The 22,617-nt window shown below is 69.1% G+C and carries 23 protein-coding genes; 13 read left to right on the top strand and 10 right to left on the bottom strand.

The features are described from left to right. Window positions 1-153 precede the first annotated feature (153 nt). Window positions 154-960, top strand: coding sequence for a class I SAM-dependent methyltransferase (locus tag A3CU_RS0136355; protein ID WP_027946371.1), 807 nt, complete (start codon window positions 154-156; stop codon window positions 958-960). Here A3CU_RS0136355 and A3CU_RS48465 read toward each other — a convergent pair. Further along, window positions 900-1,538, bottom strand: a complete 639-nt coding sequence (locus A3CU_RS48465) for a PadR family transcriptional regulator (protein ID WP_052372755.1) — start codon at window positions 1,536-1,538, stop codon at window positions 900-902. The genes A3CU_RS0136355 and A3CU_RS48465 overlap by 61 nt on opposite strands. A 171-nt stretch (window positions 1,539-1,709) precedes the next feature. Here A3CU_RS48465 and rlmN point away from each other — a divergent pair, with 171 nt between their 5' ends. After that, window positions 1,710-2,831 (top strand): dual-specificity RNA methyltransferase RlmN, encoded by a 1,122-nt coding sequence (gene rlmN, locus A3CU_RS0136365; protein WP_027946372.1) that lies wholly within the window; start codon window positions 1,710-1,712, stop codon window positions 2,829-2,831. Window positions 2,832-2,895: 64 nt separating this feature from the next. Here rlmN and A3CU_RS0136370 read toward each other — a convergent pair whose 3' ends face one another. Further along, window positions 2,896-3,165 (bottom strand): DUF2631 domain-containing protein, encoded by a 270-nt coding sequence (locus tag A3CU_RS0136370; protein ID WP_027946373.1) that lies wholly within the window; start codon window positions 3,163-3,165, stop codon window positions 2,896-2,898. A 61-nt stretch (window positions 3,166-3,226) separates the two neighbouring features. On the opposite strand from A3CU_RS0136370, the gene dxr reads away from it, so the two are divergent. The 6 genes from dxr (at window position 3,227) to map (ending at window position 9,388) form a co-directional block, all read left to right on the top strand. Then, a complete protein-coding gene (gene dxr / locus A3CU_RS0136375) occupies window positions 3,227-4,435 on the top strand; it encodes a 1-deoxy-D-xylulose-5-phosphate reductoisomerase (RefSeq protein WP_027946374.1) in 1,209 nt (402 codons plus the stop codon). A gap of 3 nt (window positions 4,436-4,438) precedes the next feature. Further along, complete coding sequence (locus A3CU_RS0136380) at window positions 4,439-5,659, top strand: M50 family metallopeptidase (protein ID WP_027946375.1); 1,221 nt, start codon at window positions 4,439-4,441, stop codon at window positions 5,657-5,659. A 100-nt stretch (window positions 5,660-5,759) separates the two neighbouring features. Then, entirely contained in the window at window positions 5,760-6,911 is a 1,152-nt protein-coding gene (ispG, locus tag A3CU_RS0136385) for a flavodoxin-dependent (E)-4-hydroxy-3-methylbut-2-enyl-diphosphate synthase (protein ID WP_027946376.1), read from the top strand. A gap of 82 nt (window positions 6,912-6,993) precedes the next feature. Next, complete coding sequence (locus A3CU_RS0136390; protein ID WP_027946377.1) at window positions 6,994-7,563, top strand: Uma2 family endonuclease; 570 nt, start codon at window positions 6,994-6,996, stop codon at window positions 7,561-7,563. Window positions 7,564-7,612: 49 nt separating this feature from the next. Then, on the top strand, window positions 7,613-8,467 hold the full coding sequence (locus A3CU_RS0136395; RefSeq protein ID WP_027946378.1) for a GNAT family N-acetyltransferase: 855 nt from the start codon (window positions 7,613-7,615) through the stop codon (window positions 8,465-8,467). A gap of 63 nt (window positions 8,468-8,530) precedes the next feature. Continuing rightward, window positions 8,531-9,388: a type I methionyl aminopeptidase gene (gene map / locus A3CU_RS0136400; RefSeq protein ID WP_027946379.1), complete on the top strand. Its 858-nt coding sequence runs from the start codon at window positions 8,531-8,533 to the stop codon at window positions 9,386-9,388. Here map and A3CU_RS48470 read toward each other — a convergent pair. After that, window positions 9,375-10,130, bottom strand: coding sequence for a FadR/GntR family transcriptional regulator (locus A3CU_RS48470; RefSeq protein ID WP_063628958.1), 756 nt, complete (start codon window positions 10,128-10,130; stop codon window positions 9,375-9,377). The genes map and A3CU_RS48470 overlap by 14 nt on opposite strands. 48 nt (window positions 10,131-10,178) lie before the next feature. On the opposite strand from A3CU_RS48470, the gene A3CU_RS0136410 reads away from it, so the two are divergent. Continuing rightward, the gene (locus tag A3CU_RS0136410; protein WP_052372756.1) at window positions 10,179-11,378 is read left to right on the top strand and encodes a CynX/NimT family MFS transporter; all 1,200 of its coding nucleotides are present in this window, start codon (window positions 10,179-10,181) and stop codon (window positions 11,376-11,378) included. Here A3CU_RS0136410 and A3CU_RS0136415 read toward each other — a convergent pair. Further along, complete coding sequence (locus tag A3CU_RS0136415) at window positions 11,375-12,769, bottom strand: mycothione reductase (RefSeq protein ID WP_027946381.1); 1,395 nt, start codon at window positions 12,767-12,769, stop codon at window positions 11,375-11,377. The genes A3CU_RS0136410 and A3CU_RS0136415 overlap by 4 nt on opposite strands. 151 nt (window positions 12,770-12,920) lie before the next feature. Here A3CU_RS0136415 and A3CU_RS0136420 point away from each other — a divergent pair, with 151 nt between their 5' ends. Further along, window positions 12,921-13,736, top strand: a complete 816-nt coding sequence (locus A3CU_RS0136420) for a S1 family peptidase (protein WP_027946382.1) — start codon at window positions 12,921-12,923, stop codon at window positions 13,734-13,736. Window positions 13,737-13,765: 29 nt separating this feature from the next. Next, complete coding sequence (locus A3CU_RS0136425) at window positions 13,766-14,191, top strand: GNAT family N-acetyltransferase (RefSeq protein WP_027946383.1); 426 nt, start codon at window positions 13,766-13,768, stop codon at window positions 14,189-14,191. Here the strand turns inward: A3CU_RS0136425 and A3CU_RS0136430 are convergent. The 3 genes from A3CU_RS0136430 to A3CU_RS0136440 all read right to left on the bottom strand — a co-directional run bounded on the left by A3CU_RS0136430 (window position 14,157) and on the right by A3CU_RS0136440 (window position 18,085). Next, window positions 14,157-15,341 (bottom strand): 8-amino-7-oxononanoate synthase, encoded by a 1,185-nt coding sequence (locus A3CU_RS0136430; RefSeq protein ID WP_027946384.1) that lies wholly within the window; start codon window positions 15,339-15,341, stop codon window positions 14,157-14,159. The genes A3CU_RS0136425 and A3CU_RS0136430 overlap by 35 nt on opposite strands. A 154-nt stretch (window positions 15,342-15,495) precedes the next feature. Further along, a complete protein-coding gene (locus A3CU_RS0136435; RefSeq protein ID WP_027946385.1) occupies window positions 15,496-16,953 on the bottom strand; it encodes a DEAD/DEAH box helicase in 1,458 nt (485 codons plus the stop codon). A gap of 238 nt (window positions 16,954-17,191) precedes the next feature. Then, entirely contained in the window at window positions 17,192-18,085 is an 894-nt protein-coding gene (locus A3CU_RS0136440; protein ID WP_052372758.1) for a serine protein kinase RIO, read from the bottom strand. Window positions 18,086-18,308: 223 nt separating this feature from the next. Between A3CU_RS0136440 and A3CU_RS0136445 the strand changes: the two genes are divergently transcribed. Beyond that, window positions 18,309-19,406, top strand: coding sequence for an NAD(P)/FAD-dependent oxidoreductase (locus A3CU_RS0136445; protein WP_027946387.1), 1,098 nt, complete (start codon window positions 18,309-18,311; stop codon window positions 19,404-19,406). On the opposite strand, the gene yaaA is transcribed toward A3CU_RS0136445, so the two are convergent. Continuing rightward, window positions 19,393-20,124, bottom strand: coding sequence for a peroxide stress protein YaaA (gene yaaA, locus A3CU_RS0136450; protein WP_027946388.1), 732 nt, complete (start codon window positions 20,122-20,124; stop codon window positions 19,393-19,395). The two genes, A3CU_RS0136445 and yaaA, sit on opposite strands and share 14 nt — an antisense overlap. A gap of 315 nt (window positions 20,125-20,439) precedes the next feature. On the opposite strand from yaaA, the gene A3CU_RS48475 reads away from it, so the two are divergent. Further along, window positions 20,440-21,192, top strand: a complete 753-nt coding sequence (locus tag A3CU_RS48475) for a PP2C family protein-serine/threonine phosphatase (RefSeq protein WP_043843730.1) — start codon at window positions 20,440-20,442, stop codon at window positions 21,190-21,192. A 278-nt stretch (window positions 21,193-21,470) separates the two neighbouring features. Here A3CU_RS48475 and A3CU_RS0136460 read toward each other — a convergent pair whose 3' ends face one another. Together A3CU_RS0136460 and A3CU_RS0136465 are read right to left on the bottom strand one after the other, a co-directional pair. Further along, window positions 21,471-21,719, bottom strand: a complete 249-nt coding sequence (locus A3CU_RS0136460; protein ID WP_027946389.1) for a S1 RNA-binding domain-containing protein — start codon at window positions 21,717-21,719, stop codon at window positions 21,471-21,473. Between the two features lie 366 nt (window positions 21,720-22,085). Then, the gene (locus tag A3CU_RS0136465) at window positions 22,086-22,481 is read right to left on the bottom strand and encodes a peptidase inhibitor family I36 protein (RefSeq protein WP_027946390.1); all 396 of its coding nucleotides are present in this window, start codon (window positions 22,479-22,481) and stop codon (window positions 22,086-22,088) included. Window positions 22,482-22,617 lie beyond the last annotated feature (136 nt).

The following is a 22,617-nucleotide window of genomic DNA, read 5'->3' on the forward strand; positions in this document are numbered from 1 at the left end:
CTCATCTCACGTTTTGAACTGTTTCAGTGTGGTTCAGAACGCGCGGTCGGTCAGGCCGTGACGCTCCCGCGCGGTGTCCATCTCGCGGTGTGAACAACCTTCCGGACAGTCTACCGGCGGAGGGGCCCAGTTCAGCACGAATATCCTTGTGACGTGTCCAGATCCGCCCGCCGGGCCGTCGTGCCGAGTCCGAACATCTGGTATCACACAGATGTCTACGAGCGCGAAAACCTGGCCCAGGACGTGGACGGGGCGATTTGGCGAGTGCTCGCCGAGGAGTGTGACTGGACCGGTCGTGACGTTCTTGATATCGGCTGTGGTGACGGGTTTCACTTGCCCCGTTTCGCGAAAAGGGCGAAGTCGGTAACCGGTGTCGAGCCGCATGAGCCGTTGGTGCGCAGGGCGCGGCGGCGGGTAGCGGGATCAGAGACGGTAACGGTGCTGCGCGGTCCGGCGCAGCGGTTGCCGTTGCCGGACGCGAGCGTTGACCTGGTGCACGCGCGCACGGCGTACTTCTTCGGTCCCGGCTGCGAAGCAGGCTTGGCGGAGGCGGATCGCGTGCTGCGGCCGGGTGGCGCGCTGGCGATCGTGGATCTGGACGCGACGAGTTCGCCGTACGGGGACTGGATGCGCGCGGATCTACCGCATTACGAGCCGCAAAGCGTCGAAAGCTTCTTTGCTGCCAATGGGTTTCGGCTCCGCCGCGTCGCGACTCGTTGGTGCTTCGACGATCTGGCGACGTGCGAGTCCGTGCTGCGGATCGAGTTCAGTCCGCCGGTCGCGCGCCGAGCTATCGCGGATGTGCTGCGGGACAACGGAAATCCCGATTCCGGCTACACGGTGCCGGTGGGCTATCGGGTACATGTCCGCGAAAAGCCCACCGGCCTCGTGATCCCCGGTCAGTCGTCGTCTTCGGTGTCCTCATCCTCGTCGGTGTCGACCTCGCCGAGGATGCCGTAGAGCGAGCGCCGTGCTTCGTTGAGCACCTCGACGGCGCGCCTCTTCTGGCTCGGTGTGCCGGCCTGTGACACCTGGATGGCGGCGGCGGCCAGCGTGGCGCCCGCCTTCCGCAGGTTCACCTCGGCGGGGTCGACATCGAGCGCGATCTGTTCCCACGGAGGTGCTCCCTCCTGGGACTCGGCCGTGGTCCGCCCCGCTTCGGTGAGCTCGAACAGCTTCTTGCCGCCCTCGTCCCGGCTGGTGACCAATCCCTCGTCGGCCAGCAACTGCAGGGTGGGGTAGACCGAGCCCGGGCTGGGACGCCAGAACCCGCCGCTGCGCTCGGCGATTTCACTGATGATTTCGTAGCCGTGCCGCGGTTGCTCGGCCAGCAGCGCGAGGATCGCGGCGCGGACGTCACCGCGCCGGCCGCGGCGGCCGCGGCCGTACCCTCCGCCACGACCACGTGGCCCGCCGTGCCCACGCCACGGACCGCCGGGGCCCCAGCCGGCTGGGAACTCGCCGAAACCACCGCGTGCCCACGGGCCGAATGCCCGCCGCGCTTCCGACCAGGGGCCGGGAAAGCCTTGATGCTTCATTCTGTGCCTCCACTGAACTGCTTCCTTGCGCCACCTCCCGATGTGACGCATCGTGTCGCGACACGTTCACGATATATCGGAAACTGTCGGACGGCAACCGGACGGCAGCGAAGAAGCGAGCCACACCCGTCAGCGGAAGATGCCGTCGGCTCGTGGGACACTTGAGCGGTTATGAAATCCCTTCCTCTCGTCTTCGACGCGCCCAAACGCGGGTTGCCGCCACGCCATCTGGCCGACCTGACCGTCGCCGAGCGGGCGGCGGCCGTGGCCGAACTCGGCGAGAAGTCGTTTCGCGCCAAGCAGTTGTCGAACCACTACTTCGCGCGGCTCACCGTCGACCCGGGGGCGATGACCGACATCCCGGCGGCGTCACGCGCGCGGCTCGTGGCGGAGCTGATGCCGCCCCTGCTGACCGAGGTCCGCGCGGTGGCTTGCGACGGCGGGACCACGCGAAAGACGTTGTGGCGGGCGCACGACGGCACGCTGCTGGAAAGCGTGCTGATGCGCTACCCGGACCGCGCCACGCTGTGCATCTCCAGCCAGGCGGGATGCGGGATGGCCTGCCCGTTCTGTGCTACCGGCCAGGGCGGGCTGGACCGCAACCTGTCCACCGCCGAGATCGTCGACCAGGTGCGCGCGGCGGCCGCGGTGATGCGGGACGGGCACATGCCCGGGCCCGATGGCGAACCGCGTGCCGGGCGACTGTCGAACATCGTGTTCATGGGCATGGGTGAGCCGCTGGCCAACTACCGGCGAGTGGTCGCCGCGATCCGGCGGATCACCGACCCGGCGCCGAACGGGCTGGGCATCTCGCAGCGTTCGGTGACCGTGTCGACGGTGGGGCTGGCGCCCGCGATCCGCAAGCTGGCCGACGAGCGGATGCAGGTGCGGCTGGCGGTTTCGTTGCACACGCCGGACGACGAGCTACGCGACACGCTGGTGCCGGTGAACAACCGGTGGCCCATCGAGGAGGTGCTCGAGGCCGCCCGGTACTACGCGGACACCAGCGGGCGCCGCGTCTCGATCGAGTACGCGCTGATCCGGGACGTCAACGACCAGCCATGGCGGGCGGACCTGCTGGCGAAACGGTTGCGCAAGCACCTCAACCAGCTGGTCCACGTGAACGTCATCCCGCTCAACCCGACCCCGGGCAGCGAGTGGGACGCCAGCCCGAAGCCGGTGGAACGGGAGTTCGTGCGCCGGGTCAACGCCGGGGGAGTGGCGTGCACCGTCCGCGACACGCGCGGCCAGGAGATCGCCGCGGCCTGCGGGCAGCTCGCCGCGGAGGGCTGAGAACGCTGTGCCTTGTGGGGCTCCGCCCGCACACCCCCGGCTGGGGGCAAGCCCCCGGACGCCCCTAGCGGCGCCAGGCGGTGCGCCTGCGCCGCAGGTCCCACAACAGACCGATAACGATCGCGAGCCCAATGCCGATGAGCCACACGTTTTCGGTGTTGTTCTCGTGGTTGTTGTAGATCATTGCGAACATGAGGATCGCGGTGACCCAGCCGGCGATGCGGGTCGCCTTCGGGAATCCCCCGTGCCAGCCCCACTCGGCCGACGGCTCGTCGCGTGGGTCCACGGTCTTGACGCCGCCCTTCTGCCGCTTCTGGACCGCCTTGCCAGCCACGTTCACTCCTTGAGGACACCCATCAAATGCACACCGATAATCCCACGGGAGAATAGCGGCGATGAACGCACCCCGTACCGTGCTCGTGCTCGGTTCCACAGGTTCCATCGGCACGCAGGCGCTCGACGTCGCCGCGCGCAACCGGCGGCTGTTCCGGATCGCCGGCATCGCGGCCGGCGGCTCGGACCCGGGTGCGCTGGCCGTCCAGGCGCTCGCGCACGAGGTGGACGCGGTGGCCGTGACCAAGCCGACCGTGGTGGAGGACCTCCAACTCGCGCTGTATGCCGAGGCGCAGCGGCGCGGGTACGCGCGCGGTGAGTTCCGGCTGCCTCGGATCTTCGCCGGAGCGGACGCGGTAACCCAGTTGATCGGCGCGGTGCCGGTGGACGTGGTGCTCAACGGCCTGCCCGGGTCGCGGGGGCTCGAGCCGACGCTGCGCGCCCTGGAAACCGGGGCCACGCTCGCGCTGGCCAACAAGGAGTCCCTGATCGCGGGCGGACCGCTGGTCTTGAAGGCGGCGAAGCCCGGTCAGCTCGTGCCGGTGGACTCCGAGCACTCCGCGCTCGCGCAGGCCCTGCGCGGCGGCCGTGCGGAGGAGGTCGAGCGGCTCGTCCTCACCGCCTCCGGTGGTCCGTTCCGGGGCCGCACCCGTGAGCAGATGGCCGATGTCACGGTCGAGGAGGCGCTGGCGCATCCCACGTGGTCCATGGGTCCGCTGGTCACCATCAACTCGGCCACTCTGGTGAACAAGGGGCTGGAGCTGATCGAGGCCCGGCTGCTGTTCGACGTGCCGTGTGACCGGATCGACGTCGTGGTGCACCCGCAGTCGATCGTGCACTCGATGGTGACCTTCACCGACGGATCCACGCTCGCCCAGGCCAGTCCGCCGGACATGCGATTGCCCATCTCACTCGCGCTGAACTGGCCGAACCGGGTGCCCGGCGCGGCGCCGGCATGCCGCTGGGACCAGGCATCGGCGTGGACCTTCGAACCGTTGGACGACGGGGCCTTCCCGGCGGTCGAACTGGCCCGCCACGCGGGGACGGTCGGCGGCTGCCTGCCCGCCGTGTTCAACGCGGCCAACGAGGAGCTGGTGGCCGCGTTCCTGGCCGGGAACACCCGCTTCACGTCCATCGTGGACACTGTGGAGCGGGTGGTTCAGGCTGCCGACGAGTGGCATCGTGAACCGCGGGATGAGCAGGATGTGTTCGCGGCGGAGGAGTGGGCGCGCGCTCGCGCCACCGAAGTTGCCGGGACTGAAGGGAAGTAGCGCGTGCTCGCCTACATTTTCGGGGTCGTGCTGTTCGCGCTGGGCATCTGCGTGTCCGTCGCCCTGCACGAGGCGGGCCACATGCTGGCCGCCAAGGCATTCGGTATGAAGGTGCGACGCTACTTCGTCGGCTTCGGGCCGAAGGTGTTCTCCTTCCGGCGTGGCGAGACCGAATACGGCCTGAAATGGATCCCGCTCGGCGGGTTCTGCGACATCGCCGGCATGACCGCACTCGACGAGGTGACGCCCGCCGAGGCGCCGCGCGCGATGTGGCGGTTCAAGACCTGGAAGCGGACCGTGGTGCTGGCGGCCGGTTCGGTGACGCACTTCATCCTGGGCTTCATCGTGCTGTTCGCCATGGCCGCCACGATGGGGTTGCCGAACATAACCGGACAGCCGCAGATCGAGAGCGTGTCCAACTGCGTGCGCGACGCCCAGACCGCCGCCGAGTTCGCCAACCCGGTGTGCCAGCCGGGCGACGCCGCCCCTGCCAAGAACGGCGGGTTGTTGCCGGGCGACCGGATCGTTTCGGTCGACGGCACGCCGACGTCCAACTACGACGAGGTGACCACCAAGATCCGGCCGCGGTCGGGCCCGCTCCCCGTCGAGGTCGAGCGGGACGGCAAGGTCGTGCCGCTGACGATCGACGTGGTCCAGGTGTCGCGGCCGGTCACCGACCCGGCCAACCCGAGCCAGGAGAAGATCGTCAAACTGGGCTCGATCGGTGTTACGTTCGCCACCACCTTCCACTACACCCCGGTCAGCGCGATCGGCGGCGCGGCGACCTTCACCGGCGACATGTTCGTCAACGCCTGGGAACGGCTGCTCGAGTTCCCGCAGCGCATCCCGGCCGTGGTGAAGGCGATCTTCGGCGGCGAGCGTGACCCGAACACCCCGGTCAGCGTGGTGGGCGCGAGCCGGATCGGCGGTGAGGCGGTCGAGGCCGGGCTGTGGCCGCTGTTTTTGATCCTGCTGGCGAGCCTGAACTTCTTCGTCGGCGTGTTCAACCTCCTGCCGCTGCTGCCGCTCGACGGCGGTCATATCGCCGTGACCTGGTACGAGCGGGTGCGCGACTGGCTGCGCAAGCTGCGCGGCCGGGCCGCCGGCGGGCCGGTCGACTACACGAAACTGTCCACGGTGACGGTGGTCCTGGTGTTCATCGGCGGTGCCGTAACACTGCTCACCGTCACGGCCGACATCGTCAACCCGATTCGTTTGCAATAGGTACCCTGTCTGGAGTAAGCAGCCGGTCTCTCCACGGAGCGGAATTGCGGGATGGCGGGGCGGCACTCAAGGTGACCAGATCGTGAACTGAGAGGATTCGATGAGCGTCGCACTTGGTATGCCAGCCCTTCCGCCGCCGGTACTGTCGGAGCGTCGCAAGACCCGGCAGCTGATGGTCGGCTCGGTCGGTGTCGGCAGTGACTACCCGATCTCCGTGCAGTCGATGACCACGACGCTGACCGCCGACGTGAACGCGACCCTGCAGCAGATCGCCGAGCTCACCGCGGCCGGTTGTGACATCGTGCGCGTGGCCTGCCCGTCGGCGGATGACGCCGAGGCGCTGCCGGCGATCGCGAAGAAGTCCAAGATCCCGGTGATCGCCGACATCCATTTCCAGCCGAAGTACGTGTTCGCCGCGATTGAGGCGGGCTGCGCGGCGGTGCGCGTGAATCCGGGCAACATCAAGAAGTTCGACGACAAGGTCAAGGAGATCGCGCAGGCCGCCTCCGATCACGGCACGCCGATCCGGATCGGCGTGAACGCGGGTTCCCTGGATCCACGGCTGCTGAAGAAGTACGGCAAGGCGACGCCGGAAGCACTGGCGGAGTCGGCGATGTGGGAGGCCGGCCTGTTCGCCGAGCACGACTTCCACGACATCAAGATCTCGGTCAAGCACAACGACCCGGTCGTCATGGTGCGGGCCTACGAGATCCTGGCCGAGCAGTGCGACTACCCGCTGCACCTGGGGGTGACCGAGGCCGGCCCGGCGTTCCAGGGGACGATCAAGTCGGCCGTCGCGTTCGGCGCGCTGCTGCGGCAGGGGATCGGGGACACGATCCGGGTTTCGCTGTCGGCACCGCCGGTGGAGGAGGTCAAGGTCGGCACGCAGATCCTGCAGTCGCTGAACCTGCGGCCGCGCAAGCTGGAGATCGTGTCGTGCCCGTCGTGCGGGCGGGCCCAGGTCGACGTCTACAAGCTGGCCGACGAGGTGACCGCGGGCCTGCAGGGCATGGAGGTGCCGCTGCGGGTCGCCGTGATGGGCTGCGTGGTCAACGGGCCGGGCGAGGCGCGAGAGGCCGACCTCGGTGTGGCCTCCGGCAACGGCAAGGGCCAGATCTTCGTCAAGGGCCAGGTGATCAAGACCGTGCCCGAGCACAAGATCGTGGAGACGCTGATCGAGGAGGCCATGCGGATCGCCGAAGAGGCGGGGGACGCGGGAGACCGCGGTGAACCCTCGGTCACCGTGAGTTAGCCTCCCCCTCGGAAGACGTGGTTCCGACGTCTTCGCCGCTGTCCTTTACACAGGTGGTGGACGGTATGGGACGGGGTGAGCCATGAGCACCGCATTCGCGGATTCCGCGCTGACCTGGGAGTACCTGCTGCACACCTGGCGAGCCTTGGAGGTGCCGGAAGGCTGGCGGCCGGAACTGGCCGTCGAGGGGATCCAGATAGCGCCGCCACCGGGGGGACAGCACAACCTGACCGCCGCCAGGCTTCACCGGGCACTGCTGCCCGTTGTTCCGGATGGCCATGAAGTCTTCCAGACTCAGGGCGTCGGCTTCCGTAACGTCGGCTCCATCTATGTGCCAGATCTGTGCGTAGCGCCGGTAGCCGCGATCCCGCACGGGTCCGACCCCGTTCCGACCGAGCACGTGTTGCTCGCAGTCGAGATCACTTCACGCTCCAATGCCGAACATGACCGGAAGAAGAAGCGGTGGGCCTACGCACACGGCCCGGTTCCGCAATATCTGCTGATCGACGCGTTCGACGAGGACGGTCCGGCGGTTTCACTGTTCAGCGACCCGGTCAAGGGGGTCTACAGCCGGACCATCCGCATCCCGTTCGGCGAGCCGATCAAGATCGGCGCGCCGTTCGGCATCGATCTGGACACCGCCGGCTTCTGACGTGGGTGTGGTTTAGCCTCCCCGGAGAAGATCTGGCAGGCTGAACGGTGTGTTGCGGCTTGCCGGTGCACGGCTGCTCGGTGATCGAGACTCTCCCGTGGTTCGTGCCGTGCTCGCGGCCGATCCGGTGGCGAACTGTATGGTCAGTGCCCGGGTCGAGGCCGCTGGTCTGGATCCGTGGCGGCTGGGCGGGGAGCTGTGGGCGGCCGATTTCCGGGGCGTCCGGTCCGGGCGCCTGCCCGGGCTCTGCTTCTCCGGACCGAATCTGATCCCGTTGCGCGGCAACGCCTCCGCACTGCGCGCCTTCGCCGATCGCGCGCTGCGGCGGCAGCGGGTCTGCTCCTCACTGGTCGGCCCCGCCGAGCAGGTGCTCGGCTTGTGGGAGGAACTGGCCGCGGAATGGGGACCCGCCCGGGAGGTGCGGCCGGACCAGCCCTTGCTGGCGCTGGACGAGTTGCCCGCGGTACCCGGTGACCGGCTGGTCCGCCCGGTGCGGACCGAGGAGCTCGACCGCTATCTCCCGGCCGCGATCGCGATGTTCATGGAGGAGGTCGGCGCCGATCCCTGCGCCGGCGACGGCGGCGCGAGCTACCGGGCGCGGGTGGCCGAACTGATCGCGACCGGGCGTGCCTTCGCCCGGTTCGAGGGCGGCGAGGTCGTGTTCAAGGCCGAGATCGGGGCGCTTTCCCGCCATGTCGGCCAGATCCAGGGGGTCTGGGTGCATCCGGCGTGGCGGGGGCGTGGCCTGGGCACGGCGGGCACCGCGACCGTGGTCAGCAGGCTGGTCAACGACATGGGGCGCACCGCGAGCCTGTACGTCAACTCGTTCAACGCCCCGGCGCTGGCCACCTACCGGCGGATCGGCTTCCGCCAGGTCGGCCGGTACGCCACCGTGCTGTTCTGACCGGCCGGGGCGCGTTCGACCAGCCCGCCGACTCTCGCCTCGACCACGACGTAGGGTGGAACCATGTCGCAGCGTGCCCCGTTGAAGCCTGGCGTCCAGACGCCTCGTCGTCCCGTGCCCCCCAGCATTGCTCGTCCCGAGTACGTGGACCGGCCGGCGCCCAAGCGAGAGAACGGGAACGGCGTGCGCACGCCCGAGGTCATCGAGGCGATGCGGGTGGCGGGCCGGATCGCGGCGCAGGCGCTGGAAGAGGGCGGTAAGGCCGTCAAGCCCGGCAACACCACCGAGGATGTGGACAAGGTGGTTCACGAGTTCCTGCTCGACCACCACGCCTACCCGTCCACCCTCGGCTACCGGAGCTTTCCCAAGTCGTGCTGCACCTCGCTCAACGAGGTGATCTGTCACGGCATCCCGGACTCGACGGTCATCGAGGACGGCGACATCTGCAACATCGACGTGACCGCCTTTATCGGCGGCGTGCACGGCGACACCAACGCCACCTTCCTCGCGGGCGAGGTGTCCGAGGAAGTGCGGCTGCTCGTCGAGCGCACGCGTGAGGCGACCATGCGCGCGATCAAGGCGGTGCGGCCGGGGCGTCAGCTGAACGTGATCGGGCGGGTGATCGAGTCCTACGCCAACCGGTTCGGCTACGGCGTGGTGCGTGACTTCACCGGACACGGCGTCGGCCCGGCCTTCCACACCGCGCCGACCGTCCTGCACTACGAGGAGCCCTCTGTCACCACGGTCATCGAGGAGGGGATGACGTTCACCATCGAGCCGATGATCACCCTCGGCACGATCGACTACGACATCTGGGACGACGGTTGGACGGTCACCACCAAGGACAAGAAGTGGACCGCGCAGTTCGAGCACACCATCGTGGTCACCGGTGACGGCTCGGAGATCCTCACTCTTCCTTAACGGGGGCTCCGTCCCTGTACCCCGGCTGGGGGCAAGCCCCCGGACCCTCTTCCTTGAAAGGGGCTTCGACCTCTTCCCTGGGCGCCAGCAACTGGTCGATCACGTCGCCGGCTTCCGCCGCGGCGCGGTCCTCGTCGCCGGCGGCGATGGCCGCCAGCAGGTCCCGGTGCGCGAGTTCGACCCGCTTGATCTCCGGCGGGGCCGAGGTCGCCACCACGCTGGCCGCCACCGCCTCGGTGATCCCGCGATAGAGCTCGACGAGCAGCGCGTTGCGTCCACTTTGGATGATCGTGCGGTGGAACTCCGTGTCGGCGCGTACGAAGGCGTCCTGGTCATCCGAGCGACGGGCCTGCTCTCGCAGGCTCATCAAGTCGTTGAGTGCGGCCAGGTCCGCGTCGGTGCGATTGACGGCGGCAAGCCGTGCCCCCTCCACTTCCAGCGCTCGCCGGACCTGGAGTACTTCGCGTAACTCCGAGCCGCAGATCCGCCGGATCGCGCCGCATACCTCACTGGTCGCCCGCACGTAGGTGCCGTCGCCCTGGCGGACCTCCAGCAGCCCCCCGTGCGCGAGCGCGCGCACGGCCTCGCGGACTGTGTTGCGTCCGACACCCAGGCTTTCGGCGAGTGCGGCTTCGGTCGGAATCCGTTGCCCGACCGGCCATTCTTCCTGCTTGATGGCGTCCCGAAGCTGCTCGATGGCCTGATCGACGAGCCCGGAGCGGCGAGTGCTGGCAAGCGGCATGGCACACCCTATTCGACCTATCATCCTACGTCTGTCACACTATCAAACGTGACCCAGACGTTGGAGAAGGAACACTCGCCGGCTCGCGTCCTGGTCGCCAGTGGCCTCCTGGGGGTGGCCGTGGTGCTCGCCGCACTCAACCTCCGGCCGGCAGTGACCTCCGTCGGGTCGGTGCTGGAGGAGGTGCGGAATTCCCTCCATGCGTCCTCGACCTGGGCCGGAGCGCTGACCACGGTGCCTGGTCTGTGCTTCGCCGCGGCCGGCGGCACCGCGCCGTGGGTAGCCCGGCGGATCGGCCTGCCCGCGGCGGTGAGCGTGGCGCTGGCGCTGCTGACCGGCGGCCTGATCGTGCGCGTGCTGGACGGCCCGTTCGTGGTGGTCGGCGGCACCCTGGTCGCCACCGCGGGGATCGCGTTGGCAAACGTGCTGATCCCGGTCGTGGTCAAGGATGCCTTCCCCGCCCGCATCGGCCTGATGAGCGGGCTCTACACCGGCGCACTCCAGACCGGGGGTGCGGTCGGCTCGGCGGCGACACCACCGATCGACGTCGCGCTCGGCGGCTGGCGGCCGGGCCTGGCCAGCTGGGCCGTGCTGGCGGGCGTGGCGCTGATGGTGTGGTTGCTCGCGGCACGGACCCGGCCGGCTCCCGTCGTCGAAGTGGACCCGTCGGACAGCGGTCGCCGTTCGCTTCTGGGTAACCGGCTGGCGTGGACGGTCACGTTGTTCTTCGGACTGCAGTCCTGCATGGCCTACATCGTCATGGGCTGGTTGCCGGCGGTGTTCATCGACGCCGGGGTGAGCCGAGGCGACGCCGGGCTTCTGCTGGGGCTGATCTCGTTGCTCGGGCTGCCGGTCAGCCTGTTCCTGGTCCCCATCGCGGCCCGCGCGCGCACGCAGAGCTGGTGGGTCGTCGGGCTGGGCGTCTTCGGCCTCGTTGGCACCGTCGGCGTCATGGTTGCGCCGGGGCAGGCTCCGTTGGTGTGGTCGATCTGCATCGGTATCGGGATGAGCGTGTTCTCGCTGGCCATCATGACCATTACCCTGCGTGCACGCACCGGCGAAGACACCGGGCGGCTTTCCGGTATGGCACAAGGCATCGGCTACCTGTTGGCCGCGCTTGGCCCGTTCCTGTTCGGACTGCTGCACCAGCTCACCGGCGGCTGGACGGTCCCGTTCGTCCTGCTGCTCGCCGCGTCCGCCGGGCAGATGATCTTCGGCTGGCTCGCCGGGCGACCCCGTTTCGTTTAGGAGTTCAACGGGAGATTCAGCAACGCGTTCTCAATGAGCTCGGGCATGGCCGGGTGGATCCAGTACTGGCCCCGCGCCATCGAACGAGCGTCGAGGCCGAAGCTCATCGCCTGGATCAATGGCTGGATCACCGTGGACGCCTGCGGGCCGATGATGTGTGCGCCGAGCAACTGGCCGGTGTCGGGATCGGCGAGCAGCTTCGCGAAACTGCTGGTGTCCTCCATCGCCCAGCCGTAGGCGATTCCCGAATAGTCCTGTTTGGACGTGACGTAGCGTATGCCCTGCTCGCGCGCCTGCTCCTCGGTCAACCCCACGGAGGCGATCTGCGGTGAGCTGAACACCGCATGCGGCACGAACCGATGGTCCGCCCGGATCCGGTCGTCGGGATGCAGCAGGTTGTGCTGCACCACTCGTGCCTCGTGGTTGGCGACGTGCTTGAGCTGATGCGGGGAGGAAATGTCGCCGAGGGCGTAGATGCCTTCGACGGAGGTCTCCTGGTAGTCGTCGACCGCGACGAGCCCATCGACCAACCCACCGTCCAAAACGGACACTCCGGTTGCATCGACGTTCAGCAGGTCCGAGTTCGGTTGCCGGCCGGTCGCGGCCAGGAGCAGGTCGGTCTCGACGCTGCCGCCTTCGGCGAATTCGAGCACGATGCCCGATTCGGTCCGGCGGACGCGTTTCGTGTGGCTGTCGAGCCGCAGGTCGAAGCGTTGCGCGGCCAGTTCGGTGAACCGCTCGCTGAGGTCGGCGTCCTGGTGCCGGAGCAGGTGAGAAGTGCGCGCGATGATCGTGACCTCGACACCGAAGGACGCGAACACGTGCGCGAACTCGGCGGCGACGAACCCGCTGCCCAGGATGGTCAGCCGGGGCGGCAGTTCGTCCAGGCGCATCACCGTGTCCGACGTGTGGTAGCCGACCTCGTCGAGACCTTCGATGTCCGGCACGAACGGCCTGCTCCCGGCCGCGAGCACGAACCGGTCGGCGGTGATCGTTTCGGTTCCCGCCGGCAGGGTGACGGTCAGCTCCTTGTGCCCGGTGAAACGGCCCTCGCCTTCGTAGACCGTGACATTCGCGTTGTCCTTGTGCCCGATCCGGTACTCGCGGCCCCCGGCCGCGATGGGGTCGATCCGGCCGAAGATGCGGTCGCGAACGTCGCGCCAGCGAACCCCGCGCAGCTCCTCGTCCACGCCGAAGCGCGAGCTGATCGAGGGGGTCGCGGCGAGATCGGCGGTGTGGACGAACATCTTGGTCGGGATGCAGCCGACGTTGAGGCAGGTCCCGCCGAACACGCCCTTCTCGACGATCGCCGTTTTCCAGTCCGCGAACCGGGGATCGAGTATCGAGTTCCCCGAACCGGTACCGACGACGACCAGATCGTAGTGAGTCACAACCTCCTAAACCCGCCGGAACCGGGCTTTGTTCCGGTCCGGGCAGGGCGGAGCCCGACGGATCTCCTCCAGACCACCCTATTCAGCGACAGCGAGTAGTCGTTTGAACGGATAGGGTATTCCGGTCTGATGAGGGGTGAGGAGATATTCCATGGCGAAGCATCGTGGGCATCGTGGGTACGGTCGCAAACTGCGCGTGGCTGTCGCGGCATTCGTCGCGCTGGCGACGTGCCTGCCGGTCTCGGCCGCGGCCGAGACCGAGGGCACCCCACGGATCGTCGGTGGCGAGGAGGCTTCGATCATGGAGTATCCCTACGCGGTCTACCTGACCAACAGCAACGGCCTCGAGTACTGCGGTGGCGTGCTGATCGGCCCGACGGCGGTGGCGACGGCGGCGCACTGCGCGGTCGCGACGACCATGTCCGACATGCGGGTCGTCGCGGGCCGCCAGGACCAGCGAACCGCGGACGGCGTGGTCGCGGGGGTCTCCAGCCTGTGGATCGCGCCAGGATTCAGCGACCCCCGGATGGGCAACGACATCGCCGTGCTCAAGCTCGACCGCGTCGTGCCCTATCGTCGGGTGACCCTGCCCAGCAGCAACGACACGGCGCTCTATGCCGCGGGCACCAATGCGACAGTGCTCGGTTGGGGCCGTACGGCCGAGGGCGGCACGCGCTCCAACGTGTTCCGCGAGGCGGTCGTGCCGATCGTCAGCGACGCCGGTTGTGCGGCCAGCTACCCCACGTACAACGGCAAGACCATGCTGTGTGCGGGCTATCCGCAGGGCGGTACCGACGCCTGCCAGGGCGACTCGGGTGGTCCCCTCATTGTCAACGGCAAGCTGGCCGGTCTGGTGTCCTGGGGCCAGGGGTGTGCCGAAGCGGGTAAGCCGGGGATCTACACCCGCGTGTCCACCTACGCCAACGACTTGCGTGCGCAAGCGAGCGGAGGTCGTCCGCTCGGCTGAGCACCGGCGAGGGCCTAGGGTGGTGACCCGTGAGCGTTCCCGGAAATGAGCTGACGGCACAACAGCTATACGGCATCCTGCGGCTGCGGGTGGACGTGTTCGTCGTCGAGCAGGCCTGCCCCTATCCGGAACTGGACGGGCGTGACTTGCTGGCCACTACGCATCATTTCTGGCTCGGTGACGTGGATTCCTGTCTACGGGTGCTGGCCGAGCCAGGCGGGATCTATCGTGTCGGGCGGGTGGCGACCGCCAAACACGCTCGGGGCCAGGGGCTTGCCGCGAAGCTGATGACCGACGCGCTGGGCGTCATCGGAGACCGGGACAGCGTGCTCGACGCACAGACCTACGCCCGCGGTTTCTACGAGAAGTTCGGGTACGTGGCCGAAGGCGACGAGTTCGACGAGGACGGTATCCCGCACATCAGGATGTGGCGGCGGATGGCGCCGAGGCGCTGACCACCTTGACCGCGGTGTCCACATTAGACTCAGTGAGCCGGGCATGGACGGTCAGGCGCAGCCGGGACACTCCGTCCGGAACCGACGGTGGTCGGAGGAAACCGACCCGCACACCCTGCTCGGCACACCGTGCCGCCCAGTTCGCCGCGTCAGCGGCCGACGGTGCCCGTACGGACATCAAGGCGGCTTGCGGCGAACTCACGCTTAACCCGCCGTCGCGCAACCCCGCCGCGAGAGCGACGGCGCAGGCCTGAACCGCACCCGGTAGCTCAGGCTCCGCCTTGAGCACCCCGAGCGCGGCCAGTGCCGCGGCCACGGACGAAGGGGCAAGCCGGGTGTCGGCGAGGAAGCCACGGGCCGTTTCGGCGATCTGCCGGATCACCCGCCGCGGCCCAAGCACTGCACCCCCTTGCGCGCCAAGGGCTTTCGCCAGCGAGATGGTCGTGACCACGTCAGGCTCGGCAGCGAGCCCGGCCGCCTGCACCGCGCCACGGCCGCCGTCGCCCAGCACGCCGAAGCCGTGTGCGTCGTCGATCAGCAGCCCGGCGCCGTGTTCACGGCAGGCGGTGGACAGTTCCGCCAGTGGCGCGAGGTGGCCGTCCACGGAGAACACCGAGTCGGTGACCACCAGCGCCCGCGCCTTGCGCCGGGTCGCAAGGGCGTGCTTGATCGCCGCGGTGTCGCTGTGCGCCACCGCGGCCACGTCGGCGCGCGAGAGGCGGCACCCTTCGATGAGTGAGGCGCCCAGGTGCCGGTCAGTCACGATCGCCGACTCTCCTCCGGAGAGAGCGGTGACCGCGGCCAGGTTGGCCAGGAAACCGGACGAGAACACCAGCGCTGCCTGGGTACCGCAGAACCGGGCCAGCTCGTGTTCGAGTTCGGCGTGCAGCTCGGTCGATCCGTTGTTCACCGGCGAGCCCGTCGAACCCGCGCCCCAGCGCAGCGCCGCGGCCGCCGCGGCTCCGGCGACCCGCTTGTCCTTGGCCAGCCCGAGATAGTCGTCGCCGGCCAGATCCAGTTCGCCCGGTGTGGCACCCCGCGGCTGTGGCCGGTGTGCCAGCCCGGCCTCGACCCTGCGTGCGGCCTCGGCGTCCAGCCAGTCGAACACCTGCTCCGCGGGAACCGGGGCGGAATTCGGGCGCGCGTTCATGCCCGGCAGTGTCTCAGAGAACCCGCGGGCCGACAGTGCGTGGGGTGGCGGGAGGGGAGAGGTGCCAGGGAGCTTGCCCGCAGGTGTTGTCTGGGGGACGAACCCCCAGACAACACAGCGTTGTCAAGACAACGCTTTCCCTTCGACGCTGAGCCTATTTACCCTGCTTCCGGGCGGGGCCGCGGCCGAAGCGGTTCGGACGGGAGCCGTCACGGCTCTGGCGGTGGCCGGTGAACCCGCGCGAGCGCGAACCGTGCCGCTCCTTGTCCCGGAACGAGCCGTGCCGCTCACCACCGCGTGCACCCCGCCGAGGCTGCGGCTCACGCCGCCGCTCGGCCACCGGCTCACCGCTCGGCTCCCGAGCACCGGTGATCCGGGTCAGTTCGACATCGCCCGGGCGCACCACGGTGCTTTCGGCACGAACCCCGGCCCGCTCGGTCATCCGGCGCACGATACGCCGCTGGTCGTGCGTGACCAGGGTGACCACGACGCCCGACGCGCCGGCACGCGCGGTGCGTCCCGCGCGGTGCAGGTAGTCCTTGTGATCGGCGGCCGGGTCGACGTGCAGCACCAGGCTGACGTCGTCGACGTGGATGCCGCGCGCGGCGACGTCGGTGGCGACCAGCACCGGAGTGTGGCCTTCACGGAAGTCGGCGAGCACCCGGTTGCGCTGACCCTGGGTCTTGCCACCGTGCAAGGCCCCGGCCGCCACGCCGCTGGCACGCAGGCGCTCGGCCAGCCGGTCGACGTGATGCTTGGTGCGCACGAACATGATCGTGCGGCCATCGCGCGCGCCGATCTCGGTCACGACGGTCTGCTTCTCCTGATGGGACACCTGGAACACGTAGTGGTCCATGGTCTCCACGCTCGCCGTCACCGGGGCGACGGAATGCTCGACCGGGTCGGTGAGGTACGCCTTGACGAGCTTCTCGACGTCGCCGTCGAGAGTCGCCGAGAACAGCAGGCGCTGGCCGCGCGGCGGGGTGAGGTCGAGGATCTCGCGAACCTGCGGCAGGAAGCCCATGTCCGCCATCTGGTCCGCCTCGTCGAGTGCGACGAAATTCACGTCGGAGAGCACGCAGGTGCCCTGCCGGACGTGGTCGGAGAGGCGCCCGGGGGTGGCGATGAGCAGGTCGACCCCCCGGTTGAGGGCGTCGGCCTGACGCATGAAGGCCAGCCCGCCGACGGCGGTGCGGCACCACAGGCCCATGGCCTTGGCCAGCGGGGTCAGCGAGTCCGCAACCTGCATGGCCAGCTCCCGTGTGGGCACGAGAACCAGCGCACGCGGGCGCTTCGGCCTGGCTTTCCCGCCGCCGAGGCGGGCCAGCAACGGCAGCCCGAAGGCGAGCGTCTTGCCGGATCCGGTCTGGGCACGGCCCAGGATGTCGCGGCCGGCGAGTGCGTCCGGCAGCGTGGCCGACTGGATGGGGAACGGCATGTCGATGCCGCTGTCACGCAGCGCGCGCGACAGCGGCTCGGGCAGGCCGAAATCGGCGAAGGACCGCACCGGGGACGGCGCTGTCGACTGGACGCGCTCGATGCGGGCCTTCGCCGTGTGCCGCGGCTTGCGGGCGGGACGTGCGGACTTGTCGGACTGGGAGGTGATACTCACTCAATGCCTCTCGGACGTGGCACGTCACAAGGAGGCCCGGTTTGCCGGCGCACAGGCAGGCGAAAGTGTTGTCCGTGGGCATTCTCACAGGGACGAACCCGACGCATTCTGCGCCGCTGTTGGGATCGATTACCGCGGGGCGCGGCCGCGACGAACAACCCTTGCCGTCCGCGCCGCCTGTGCGGTCGGTGATCAGTGTAGCCGAGACCGTCCGAGGCCGTGCGCACCACCCGGGAGGTCAGGCGCGAGCGACCCGTTTCCACAGGTTCTCGGTCACCTCGGCCTCGTCGACGTCCAGCCCCCGTGCGGCGAACCAGCCCGCCAGGTTGCTCACGTCCCTGGCCAGGAACTCCGGACCGCCCGGGTTGGCCACCAGGTCCACGACCTGAGGCAGATCGATCAGTACCAGCCTGCCTTCGTGAACGAGGATGTTGTAGGCGGACAGGTCGCCGTGCGCGACCCCCTCGGCGGCCAGCACCTCCAGTGCGGCCAATGCCTGGAGCCACAGTTCACGCAGTTCCTCCTGGCCGGGTCGTAGCTGCGCAAGCCGTGGCGCCGCCCCACCGTCGTCGCCGCCGACGAACTCCAGGAGCACCTCGGTGCCGTTGCGCTGCACCGGATACGGGACGGCGGCGCCGACCGTCCACAAACGACTCAGCGTGGCGAACTCGGCGACGGCCCACTGCTCGGCGATGAGGTTGCGGCCGAAGGAGGTGCGGCCGGCGATCGCGCGGTTCTCCCGGGACCGGCGCATGCGCCGGCCTTCGAGATACGCGCCGTCGCGGCGGAACTGCTTGTGCTCGTCGGATCGATAGCGTTTCGCGGCGAGCAGGCACTCGCGCGAGCCGTCCGGCAGCCCGCGTCGCAGCAGGTGAACGTCGGCTTCCTTGCCGGTCTTGAGCACGCCGAGTTCGGTGTCGACCGCGGCCAGTTCGGTGACCAGCCAATCCGGATACGGGCGTGGCCCGCGTTCGCCGTCGCCCCAGGTGGTGAAGCGATCGGCGCCGCCCGGAATGTCGGGGTCGGCGTAATCGTCCTCCCGGAAACGGGCGAGCCGGGCGCGTTCGGCCTCGGTGAGGCGACCACGGCGAGTGGGCTGGCGTTCGGACTCGAAGGATCGTGAGCGGCGCATGGGGATGTCACGCACTGGTGGTTCTCCTGAATGAGTGCCCCACCGGGTGCGAGCAGCGCGTCAGCCGGCTGGGGCGGGCGGATGGGCGACGAAGGGCAGCCCGAGGACATCTGTCGACACTGGTGCACCTCCTTCCTTCCGCTAAGAACCCGATCTTGCCGGGACGGCCGTCGAGTGCGCAACCGAATTAGCGGCCGCCGCGCGTAACGGGCAGACTCGCGGCATGCGGGTGATCGTGATCGGATCGGGAATCGCCGGAGCAAGCACCGCCTACCACCTCGCACGCCGGGGCGTCGAAGTCGCCGTCGTCGACACGGCACGGTTAGGCGCCGCGACCGAGGCGGGCGCGGGAATCGTCTGTCCCTGGACCTCGCGACGCGGCGACGCCGAAATCCGTGCGGCGTCGATGGCCGCGTCCTATTACCCTGCGTTGTTGGCCCAACTCGCCGAGGACGGCGTGCGGGAGTCCTCGTTCGAGACGGTCGGCGCCCTCGTCGTCGGGGCGGATGAAACCGAGCTCGAAGCCACCTACCAACTGGTCGTGGAGCGCGCGGCGGAAGCGCCCGCGGCCGGGCAGGTCAGCCGACTGGACGCGGCGCAGGCCCGAGAGCTCTTTCCGGTGCTGGCCCCCGAACTCGCCGCGGTGCACGTGTCCGGCGGTGGCCGGGTCGACGGGCGGCGGCTGCGCCGGGCGCTGCTGACCGCCGCGGCGAGGCGGGGTGCCGAGACGATCGAGGGGCACGCGGAGTTGACGGGACGTGGAGTTCTCGTCGCGGGCGAGCGGCGCGATGCGGACAAGGTCGTGGTGGCGGCGGGGGCGTGGAGCCGGGAGGTCGTCGCGCCGCTGGGTGTGCACCTGGCGGTGGAGCCGCAGCGGGGCCAGATCAGCCACTTCGAGCTGCCCGGCGTCGACACGAGCGCCTGGCCCGTCGTGTTGCCACAGTCGAGCCATTACCTGCTCGCCTTCCCCGGTTCGCGGGTGGTGGCCGGCGCGACCCGGGAAACCGGATCCGGCTTCGACTACCGGGTGACCGCCGCCGGCCAGCACGAGGTGCTGACCCACGCGCTTGGCGTAGCGCCGGGGCTCGCCGACGCGACGTTGCTGGAAACCCGGATCGGCTTCCGGCCCGCGTCGCCGGACGGATTGCCGCTCCTCGGCCCGCTCGACGGCCACCCGGACGTGCTGATGGCCACCGGATTCGGGCCCACCGGGCTGACCGTCGCACCGTTCGCCGGTGCGCTGCTCGCGTCGATCGCGCTGGGCGAGGCCCCGGCGATGGACGTGTCGTCGCTACGGCCGGGCCGGTTCAGCTCGGGGTGATCAGCTCCAGTTCCCGGTCGCCGGTGCGTGACAGGCGGATGCCGGCGCGGGCCGCGACCCTGGTCAGTCCTTCCACAGTGGATGGTTCACGGGCCGCCGTGGCCAGCGCCGCGGCGAGCTTGCCCTTGTACGCCTTGTTGTGGTGACTGACCGTCTTCCCGGTGTCGGTGACCACGCGCACGGTTATCGCGTCCGGGATTCCGGCCAGCGCCGCGTAGGCGCCCGACCGCAGGTCGACGACCAGCTCGTCCAACCCGGCGAGCACGGGCTCGAGGACTGGGCGCCACAGCGCGCGCAACGTCCCCAGCTCGGGCACGGAGTTGGCACCGGAGAGCCGGTAGGCGGGGATTCGGTCGCCGCCGCGCAGAACGCCGAACAGCGCGGATGCGATCGCCAGCCGGTGCCCGGCCTTCGCCCGCTGGCTCCTGGTGAAGGTGGCGACGCCGAGGGCGTCGTACAGCACACCGGTGTAGCGGTCCAATGCCGGAAGCGTGCCTGCCGTCAGCAGCGCCGCGTTGCGCTTTACCTCGTCTTCCTGCCGCGGCGACAGGCCGAGCACTCGGAGACTCTCTGGGACGTCGGCGGCCAGGTCCACAAGTGCGTAGGCCAGCTTGCGTCGCACCGGCGTGAGTTCCGGGAAGGACAACTGGTAGAGATCCAGGGCCGGGCCGTCCCCGCCGGGTTCCTTGGTTTCCGAGGGAGGCAGCAGCACCAGCACCTGAGCAGGGTAACCGTCGCGGCCTCGGAGCGATGGACCTGCCCGGCAGGGTTGAGCAGCGCCGATGACGGGCCCGAAACGGGTCCGAAGTAGACGACGGGCGCCCGCCGGCCGCACGTCCCGGCGGCGTCTCCTGGCGCGCCGTCAATCACCCGGTCGGTGTAGCCCGTATGCACCGCGACGCTCCACGGCAGACGGTCGATGCCTCGTCGAGGACCGCCCGTTCGCTCGGCGAACGCCGAGATCAGACGGCCCGGGCGGACGTCCTGGGGTGATGCCGTGCCGCGACCCGCCGCCCACTGCTTTACTTCTCCTATGGAACTGACGCTCCGGTATGCCGTGGCTTCCGACGTCGGGCAGCGGCGGGAGTCGAACGAGGACTCGGTTTACGCCAGTCCGCGTCTGCTCGCCGTCGCCGACGGGATGGGCGGGCATGTCGCCGGTGAAATCGCCAGCTCGGCCGCCGTCGCCGCGATCTCCGACCTCGACTCGCGCCTCACCGAAGAGGCCGACCCGCTGGAGGAGCTGTTCGGCGCGGTGCGAGAGGCGGTGCGCCGGCTGACCGACCTCGCGGAGGATGATCACGCGCTACGCGGGATGGGGACCACCCTGACCGTTCTGCACTGGGACGGGAGCCGGTTCGCCGTCGCGCATGTCGGCGACTCACGCGCGTACCTCCTTCGTGATGGCCAACTCGAGCAGATCACCCGCGACCACACCGTGGTCCAGGAGCTCGTCGACCAGGGCCGGATCACGCCCGAGGTCGCCGCCACCCACCCGAGTCGCTCGGTGCTGACCCGGGCCCTGCAAAGCGGTGGCGACGCCGACCCGGACCTGTTCTTCGTCGAGGCCCACGTCGGCGACCGCTACCTGATCTGTTCCGACGGCCTGTCGGACGTCGTCACCCCGAGCGGGCTCCAGGAGGCGTTGATCGCCAACCCTGACCCGGACGACGCGGTGCGGCGGCTCGTCGAACTGGCCAACGCGGGGGGTGGGCCGGACAACATCACCAGTCTCGTCGCCGACGTGCTCAAACCCCACGCGGCCGAGGCGGCCGAGCAGGAATGACACCCGTTGTGGTCAACCCGCGGCAATCACGGTGACCACCACGCGCGCGCCTCTGCCCCGAGTCTTGTGGGGGTTCCGCTTCCATAAGGGGGCTTGGCGGCAAGGCCCCAGGCCCCCTTATGGAGGCGGGGTGCCGTCCGCGAGGAAGCGACCCGATGCCCTCGGGAGCAACCCGTCGACACGACCGCGGTCGCGCGCAAACTCGCGAAGAAACAGCGTGACCTACGCTGTGGGTGTGCGGGGCAGCGCCAACCTGCCCCGCACACCCGCCGGTCACATCAGGCGGGCACGAAACTCATCCGCCGGTTTTCGACATCGAGGTTCGCAATGCGGACCGAGATGGCCGAGCCGGATTCCGGCTCGGCGGACCAGGCCGAGCGCGGGAGCAGCCCGTGGATTCCCGGGGCGACCTCGAGCAGGGCACCGAAGGGCAGCACCTTCGTCACCGTCGCGCTGAGAGTGCCGCCTCCTGCGTGTTCGGCCAGGAACTCCGTCCACTCGGACAGCGAGACCTTTGGCTGGGACATGCTTTCACCTCCTCTCGCGATTCCATGTCACCTTGAATGCCGCAATGGGCACGGTTGCCGTCAAGGAAATGGGAATGCGAGGAAGGTGGGCGGGCCCCTGGCCCGCCGGATGGTCACGGCGCGGCCGGGAACCTCATCCGCTCATGGCTTTTCGCCGACCCGGCAGTCACGGCGATCACAGTAACAACCACGGCTCGAGATGTCGATACCACTCGGGTTCACGACCGCGTGCCGTCGCGGGACCCGCGGGCGCGCCAGGAATCGGGGCGGTGGCGCGCCCGCGGGCAGGGCCGTCCGGTTCGGCCCCGGACGCGCGGCCCTCCTCCCCAGGAGAGATGGCCGGCGTCACGTGCGTGGGGTGGCCGGTCAGTCCCAGATCTTGACCGCGCGTACCAGCAACGGTGCGTGCGGTGCGAAAGTGTCGTGCCCCGGGTAGGTGATGAAATCGCCTTCTGTGCCGCATTCGACGTCCTGGTAAACCGTGACGTCCCGTTCCAGCCTGTTTGCAAAAGATTTCGCGACCGCGTCATCGGGTAGTGCAATGCATTCCTGTGGATTGGTCGTCCGGAGGTCGAGGCGGTGCATGGTCCCGCGGTAGAACTCGCCCGTCCAGGTGCAGAACTCGCCGGGATCGCAGGCGAACTCGGGACGCTCGGCCGGCGGCGGTGCCGTGTCCGCGTGCGCGATCCCGGCCCCGCCGAGCATTCCGAGCGCGGCGAGAATCAGCAGTCTCGGAAGATAGGCGCGCAATGTGGAAAGCATGGTTTGTCCTCCCCTGAAGAAATATCGGTGCGATCTGGCGAACCTGTTTCGTCTGTCGCACGAGTTCAGAATGCCGACCGGCACCAGGTTTGTCAGCCCGGGTTTCGTCTTCTGTGGACAACTCGCCGCCGATCGC

Origin of the sequence: Amycolatopsis taiwanensis DSM 45107, assembly GCF_000519205.1 — a bacterium.
Taxonomy (GTDB): domain Bacteria; phylum Actinomycetota; class Actinomycetes; order Mycobacteriales; family Pseudonocardiaceae; genus Amycolatopsis_E; species Amycolatopsis_E taiwanensis.

Excerpts from the sequence above, each read along its gene's own strand:
- ispG (WP_027946376.1), top strand. The coding sequence starts at position 5,760 with ATGAGCGTCGCACTTGGTATGCCAGCCCTTCCGCCGCCGGTACTGTCG.
- A3CU_RS0136420 (WP_027946382.1), top strand. The coding sequence starts at position 12,921 with ATGGCGAAGCATCGTGGGCATCGTGGGTACGGTCGCAAACTGCGCGTG.
- A3CU_RS0136460 (WP_027946389.1), bottom strand. The coding sequence starts at position 21,719 with ATGTCCCAGCCAAAGGTCTCGCTGTCCGAGTGGACGGAGTTCCTGGCC.
- A3CU_RS48475 (WP_043843730.1), top strand. The coding sequence starts at position 20,440 with ATGGAACTGACGCTCCGGTATGCCGTGGCTTCCGACGTCGGGCAGCGG.
- dxr (WP_027946374.1), top strand. The coding sequence starts at position 3,227 with ATGAACGCACCCCGTACCGTGCTCGTGCTCGGTTCCACAGGTTCCATC.
- rlmN (WP_027946372.1), top strand. The coding sequence starts at position 1,710 with ATGAAATCCCTTCCTCTCGTCTTCGACGCGCCCAAACGCGGGTTGCCG.
- A3CU_RS0136390 (WP_027946377.1), top strand. The coding sequence starts at position 6,994 with ATGAGCACCGCATTCGCGGATTCCGCGCTGACCTGGGAGTACCTGCTG.
- A3CU_RS0136445 (WP_027946387.1), top strand. The coding sequence starts at position 18,309 with ATGCGGGTGATCGTGATCGGATCGGGAATCGCCGGAGCAAGCACCGCC.
- A3CU_RS0136465 (WP_027946390.1), bottom strand. The coding sequence starts at position 22,481 with ATGCTTTCCACATTGCGCGCCTATCTTCCGAGACTGCTGATTCTCGCC.
- A3CU_RS0136440 (WP_052372758.1), bottom strand. The coding sequence starts at position 18,085 with ATGCGCCGCTCACGATCCTTCGAGTCCGAACGCCAGCCCACTCGCCGT.
- A3CU_RS48465 (WP_052372755.1), bottom strand. The coding sequence starts at position 1,538 with ATGAAGCATCAAGGCTTTCCCGGCCCCTGGTCGGAAGCGCGGCGGGCA.
- A3CU_RS0136430 (WP_027946384.1), bottom strand. The coding sequence starts at position 15,341 with ATGAACGCGCGCCCGAATTCCGCCCCGGTTCCCGCGGAGCAGGTGTTC.
- A3CU_RS48470 (WP_063628958.1), bottom strand. The coding sequence starts at position 10,130 with ATGCCGCTTGCCAGCACTCGCCGCTCCGGGCTCGTCGATCAGGCCATC.
- map (WP_027946379.1), top strand. The coding sequence starts at position 8,531 with ATGTCGCAGCGTGCCCCGTTGAAGCCTGGCGTCCAGACGCCTCGTCGT.